Here is a 6,666-nt window from a genome sequence, read left to right on the forward strand (position 1 = left end):
ATGAGTGAATTTTCCCAGACAGTCCCCGAACTGGTTGCCTGGGCCAGGAAAAACGATTTCTCCATCTCGCTGCCGGTAGACAGACTCTCTTTCCTGCTGGCGGTTGCCACGCTGAACGGCGAACGGCTGGATGGTGAAATGAGCGAGGGTGAACTGGTGGACGCGTTCCGCCATGTAAGTGATGCGTTTGAGCAAACCAGCGAAACCATTAGCGTGCGTGCCAACAACGCAATCAACGATATGGTGCGTCAACGTCTGCTGAACCGCTTTACCAGCGAGCAGGCGGAAGGAAACGCCATCTATCGCCTGACGCCACTGGGCATCGGCATCACCGATTACTACATTCGCCAGCGTGAATTTTCCACGCTGCGTCTTTCCATGCAGCTCTCGATTGTTGCGGGTGAACTTAAACGTGCTGCCGATGCTGCGGATGAAAACGGTGACGAATTCCACTGGCACCGCAATGTTTACGCACCGCTGAAATACTCGGTAGCGGAGATTTTCGACAGTATCGATCTGACTCAGCGTCTGATGGACGAACAGCAGCAGCAGGTGAAGGACGATATCGCGCAACTGCTGAATAAAGACTGGCGCGCGGCCATCTCCAGCTGCGAACTGTTGCTGTCGGAAACTTCCGGCACGCTGCGTGAGCTGCAGGATACGCTGGAAGCCGCAGGGGACAAGCTCCAGGCCAACCTGCTACGCATTCAGGATGCGACCATGGCACATGACGATCTGCATTTTGTCGACCGTCTGGTCTTTGATTTGCAGAGTAAACTCGATCGCATTATTAGCTGGGGACAGCAGTCGATCGACCTGTGGATCGGCTACGACCGCCATGTGCATAAATTTATCCGTACCGCGATTGATATGGATAAAAACCGCGTCTTTGCCCAGCGTCTGCGTCAGTCTGTGCAGACCTATTTCGATGCGCCGTGGGCGCTGACCTACGCCAATGCCGATCGTCTGCTGGATATGCGCGACGAAGAGATGGCGCTGCGTGATGAAGAGGTTACCGGTGAACTGCCACCGGATCTGGAATACGAAGAATTCAACGAAATTCGTGAGCAACTTGCGGCCATGATCGAAGAACAGCTCGCTGTCTACAAAACCAGACAAGTGCCGCTGGATCTTGGTCTCGTGGTGCGCGACTATCTGGCGCAATATCCTCGTGCACGCCACTTCGATGTTGCCCGCATTGTGGTAGACCAGGCGGTGCGCCTGGGTGTTGCACAAGCAGATTTCACCGGACTGCCGCCGAAGTGGCAGCCAATTAACGATTACGGAGCCAAGGTACAGGCGCATGTCATTGACAAATATTGAACAAGTGATGCCAGTTAAGCTGGCACAGGCGCTGGCGAATCCGTTATTTCCGGCGCTGGACAGCCAGCTGCGTGCCGGTCGTCACATTGGCTTAGACGAGCTGGATAATCACGCCTTTTTGATGGACTTCCAGGAGTACCTGGAAGAGTTTTATGCACGCTATAACGTGGAGCTTATCCGCGCACCGGAAGGGTTTTTCTACCTGCGTCCACGCTCCACGACGTTGATTCCGCGCTCCGTGCTCTCCGAGCTGGATATGATGGTCGGCAAAATTCTTTGCTATCTCTATCTCAGCCCGGAACGTCTGGCGAATGAAGGGATCTTCACCCAGCAGGAACTTTACGACGAGCTGTTGACGCTGGCAGATGAGAGCAAGCTGCTTAAGCTGGTGAACAACCGCTCCACGGGTTCGGATCTCGATCGTCAGAAATTACAGGAAAAAGTTCGTTCTTCCCTGAACCGTCTGCGTCGTCTGGGTATGGTCTGGTTTATGGGCCACGACAGCAGCAAATTCCGCATTACGGAATCTGTCTTCCGCTTCGGCGCCGATGTGCGTACGGGCGATGACGCGCGTGAGGCGCAGCTTCGCATGATCCGCGATGGTGAAGCGATGCCGGTGGAAAACCATTTGCAGCTCAATGATGAGCATGAAGAGAATCTGCCGGATAGCGGGGAGGAAGAGTAATGATTGAACGCGGTAAATTTCGCTCACTAACGCTGATTAACTGGAACGGCTTCTTCGCCCGAACGTTCGATCTGGATGAGTTGGTCACGACGCTCTCCGGCGGTAACGGTGCGGGTAAATCCACCACCATGGCGGCGTTTGTTACGGCGCTGATTCCCGATCTGACGCTGCTTCACTTCCGTAACACCACCGAAGCGGGGGCAACAAGCGGCTCCCGTGATAAAGGTTTGCACGGTAAGCTGAAAGCTGGCGTCTGCTATTCGGTGCTGGACGTCATAAACTCCCGCCATCAGCGTGTGGTGGTGGGCGTGCGCCTGCAGCAGGTCGCTGGTCGCGACCGTAAAGTGGATATCAAACCATTTGCGATCCAGGGGTTGCCAACATCTATGCAGCCGACGGCGCTGCTAACGGAAACCCTGAACGAGCGCCAGGCGCGCGTGCTGACGCTGCAGGAGCTGAAAGACAAGCTCGAAGCCATCGAAGGCGTGCAGTTCAAGCAGTTCAACTCTATTACCGACTACCACTCGCTGATGTTCGATCTGGGCGTGGTGGCGCGTCGTTTGCGCACGGCATCAGACCGTAGCAAATACTACCGTCTGATCGAAGCGTCGCTGTACGGCGGTATCTCCAGCGCCATTACCCGCTCCCTGCGCGACTACCTGCTGCCGGAAAACAGCGGCGTGCGTAAGGCCTTCCAGGATATGGAAGCCGCGCTGCGTGAAAACCGCATGACGCTGGAAGCGATTCGCGTTACCCAGTCTGACCGTGACCTGTTTAAACACCTGATCAGCGAGGCCACTAACTACGTGGCGGCGGACTATATGCGTCACGCCAACGAGCGCCGCGTGCATCTCGATCAGGCATTAGAGTACCGTCGCGAGCTGTTTACCTCCCGTAAACAGCTGGTGGCCGAGCAGTACAAGCACGTCGAAATGGCACGCGAACTGGGCGAACACACCGGTGCTGAGGGCGATCTGGAAGCGGATTACCAGGCTGCCAGCGATCACCTGAATCTGGTGCAGACCGCACTGCGCCAGCAGGAGAAAATCGAACGCTACGAAGCGGACCTCGATGAGCTGCAAATTCGTCTCGAAGAACAGAATGAAGTGGTGGCTGAAGCCGCCGACATGCAGGAAGAGAACGAAGCCCGCGCTGAAGCCGCCGAACTGGAAGTGGATGAGCTGAAAAGCCAGCTTGCTGATTACCAGCAGGCGCTGGATGTGCAGCAGACGCGTGCAATTCAGTACACACAGGCATTGCAGGCGTTACAGCGTGCAAAAGAGCTGTGTCATCTGCCTGATCTGACACCAGAAAGTGCTGATGAGTGGCTGGATACCTTCCAGGCTAAAGAGCAGGAAGCGACCGAGAAGCTGCTCTCTCTCGATCAGAAAATGAGCGTCGCGCAAACGGCACACAGTCAGTTTGAGCAGGCGTATCAACTGGTTGTGGCAATCAACGGCCCGCTGGCGCGCAATGAAGCATGGGATATCGCACGTGAATTGTTGCGAGATGGCGTGAACCAACGTCATCTGGCCGAGCAGGTGCAGCCACTGCGTATGCGCCTGAACGAGCTGGAACAGCGTCTGCGCGAGCAACAGGAAGCGGAGCGTTTGCTGGCAGAGTTCTGCAAGCGCCAGGGTAAAAATTACGATATCGACGATCTTGAGGCTCTGCATCAGGAGCTGGAAGCGCGTATCGCCGCACTCTCCGACACCGTCTCCAGCGCCAGTGAACAGCGTATGACCCTGCGTCAGGAGATGGAACAGCTTCAGTCTCGTTCTCAAACTCTGTTGCAGCGTGCCCCCGTCTGGCTGGCGGCGCAAAGTAGCCTGAACCAGCTCAGCGAGCAGTGCGGCGAAGAGTTTACGTCCAGCCAGGAAGTGACTGAATACCTGCAGCAACTGCTGGAGCGCGAGCGCGAGGCCATTGTTGAGCGTGATGAAGTGGGCGCGCGTAAACGTGACGTTGATGAAGAGATTGAACGCTTAAGCCAGCCGGGTGGTGCGGAAGATCCGCGTTTGAATACGCTGGCTGAACGTTTCGGTGGCGTGCTGTTGTCCGAGATTTATGACGATGTCGGTCTGGACGATGCCCCGTACTTCTCAGCCCTTTATGGCCCGTCGCGTAACGCGATTGTGGTGCCGGATTTGTCGCTGGTTTCCGAGCAGCTTGCGGGTCTGGAAGATTGCCCGGAAGATCTCTATTTGATCGAAGGGGATCCGCAGTCATTCGATGACAGCGTCTTCAGTGTCGACGAGCTGGAAAAAGCGGTCGTGGTGAAAATCGCTGATCGTCAGTGGCGTTATTCCCGCTTCCCTGAGCTGCCACTGTTTGGCCGCGCTGCCCGTGAAAGCCGCATTGAAAGTTTGCACGCCGAGCGAGAAACGTTGTCTGAACGTTTTGCGACATTGTCGTTTGACGTGCAGAAAACCCAGCGTCTGCACCAGGCATTTAGCCGCTTTATCGGCAGCCACCTGGGCGTGGCGTTTGATGCTGACCCGGAAGCGGAAATCCGTAAGCTCAATACCCGTCGTGGTGAACTGGAACGAGCCATTGCCAGTCATGAAAATGACAATCAGCAGAGCCGTGTTCAGTTCGAACAAGCCAAAGAGGGTGTTGCTGCTCTTAACCGCATTCTGCCGCGCCTGAATCTACTGGCGGATGAAACCCTGGCCGATCGTGTGGATGAGATCCAGGAACGTCTGGATGAAGCCCAGGAAGCCGCGCGTTTCATTCAGCAACATGGTAATCAACTGGCGAAGCTGGAGTCGGTTGTCTCTGTTCTGCAGAGCGACCCGGAACAGTTTGAGCAGTTAAAAGAAGACTACGCCTGGTCGCAACAGGTGCAGCGCGAAGCGCGTCAGCAGGCATTTGCCCTGACGGAAGTCGTGCAGCGTCGTGCGCATTTCGGCTATTCCGATTCGGCTGAGATGCTGAGCGGAAACAGCGACCTGAATGAAAAGCTGCGTCAGCGCCTTGAGCAGGCTGAAGCGGAACGTACGCGCGCTCGCGAAGCGATGCGTAGCCACTCGGCACAGCTGAACCAGTACAACCAGGTGCTGGCCTCGCTGAAAAGCTCCTTCGACACCAAGAAAGAGCTGTTAAACGACCTGCAGAAAGAGCTTCAGGACATCGGCGTTCGTGCCGACAGCGGGGCAGAAGAACGGGCGCGTATTCGCCGTGACGAACTGCATTCTCAGCTCAGTAATAACCGTGTACGCCGCAATCAACTGGAAAAAGCGCTGACCTTCTGCGAAGCAGAAATGGATAACCTGACGCGTCGCCTGCGTAAACTGGAGCGCGACTACCATGAAATGCGCGAGCAGGTCGTGACCGCGAAGGCGGGCTGGTGCGCAGTAATGCGGATGGTGAAAGACAATAACGTTGAACGTCGTCTGCACCGTCGTGAACTGGCGTACCTCTCTGCCGATGAACTGCGATCGATGTCGGATAAGGCGTTGGGTGCGTTGCGTCTGGCGGTGGCGGATAACGAGCACCTGCGTGATGTACTGCGTATGTCGGAAGATCCGAAACGTCCAGAGCGTAAAATTCAGTTCTTCGTGGCGGTTTATCAGCATCTGCGTGAGCGTATTCGTCAGGATATCATTCGTACCGATGATCCGGTCGAAGCTATCGAACAGATGGAAATTGAGCTGGGTCGTCTGACGGAAGAGTTGACCTCTCGTGAGCAGAAACTGGCTATCAGCTCTCGCAGCGTGGCGAACATCATCCGTAAAACCATTCAGCGCGAGCAGAACCGTATTCGTCAGTTGAACCAGGGTCTGCAGAGCGTATCGTTTGGCCAGGTGAACAGTGTGCGTCTTAACGTCAATGTGCGAGAAGCCCATGCGACGCTGCTGGAAGTGCTCTCAGAGCAGCACGAACAGCATCAGGATCTGTTCAACAGCAACCGTCTGACCTTCTCTGAAGCACTGGCGAAGTTGTATCAGCGCCTGAACCCGCAGATTGATATGGGGCAACGCACACCGCAAACCATCGGTGAAGAGTTGCTGGATTACCGTAACTACCTGGAAATGGAAGTTGAGGTTAACCGTGGTTCCGACGGCTGGCTGCGTGCGGAATCGGGGGCGCTCTCTACGGGTGAAGCGATCGGTACCGGGATGTCAATTCTGGTGATGGTGGTACAGAGCTGGGAAGATGAAGCACGCCGCCTGCGTGGCAAAGACATCTCCCCATGTCGACTGCTGTTCCTGGATGAAGCGGCGCGTCTTGATGCCCGCTCTATTGCTACGCTGTTTGAGCTTTGCGAGCGTCTTGATATGCAGCTCATCATTGCGGCACCAGAAAACATCAGTCCTGAAAAAGGGACCACTTATAAGCTGGTGCGTAAGGTGTTCCAGAACAGCGAACACGTTCACGTTGTTGGGTTGCGTGGCTTTGCCCCTCAGCCGCCAGAGTCATTGCCGGATACCACGGCGGACGCTTCCTGAAGCGTCTTCTGACCGGGAGCGGCGCATTGGCGCCGCTTTTTTTTGTGCACAGAAAACCCCCAGCTAGGCTGGGGGTTCCAGAAAGCTTTCAGCTTTAAGCCAGTTATAAAAACCCCTTTTGATTTGTTAAAACAACTTGCGGTCTGGCAACTGCAAGAGAGAAACAAGAAATCAAAAGGGGGTCCCAATGGGGGACGAAAAGAGCTT

General features: G+C 55.5%; 3 protein-coding genes. All 3 read left to right on the forward strand.

What is annotated here, in order from left to right; all coding sequences use genetic code 11:
* The 3 genes from mukF to mukB are packed head-to-tail and all read left to right on the forward strand — an operon-like array spanning position 1 to position 6,459.
* Positions 1 to 1,323 (forward strand): chromosome partition protein MukF, encoded by a 1,323-nt coding sequence (gene mukF / locus HED65_RS10675; RefSeq protein WP_028019237.1) that lies wholly within the window; start codon positions 1 to 3, stop codon positions 1,321 to 1,323.
* Positions 1,304 to 2,008, forward strand: coding sequence for a chromosome partition protein MukE (gene mukE / locus HED65_RS10680; protein ID WP_028019236.1), 705 nt, complete (start codon positions 1,304 to 1,306; stop codon positions 2,006 to 2,008). The genes mukF and mukE overlap by 20 nt, the downstream gene beginning before the upstream one ends.
* On the forward strand, positions 2,008 to 6,459 hold the full coding sequence (gene mukB / locus HED65_RS10685; RefSeq protein WP_114978556.1) for a chromosome partition protein MukB: 4,452 nt from the start codon (positions 2,008 to 2,010) through the stop codon (positions 6,457 to 6,459). The genes mukE and mukB overlap by 1 nt, the downstream gene beginning before the upstream one ends.
* Positions 6,460 to 6,666: the final 207 nt, after the last annotated feature.

It is taken from the genome of Pantoea sp. LS15 (assembly GCF_012241585.1).
Classification (GTDB): Bacteria; Pseudomonadota; Gammaproteobacteria; order Enterobacterales; family Enterobacteriaceae; genus Enterobacter.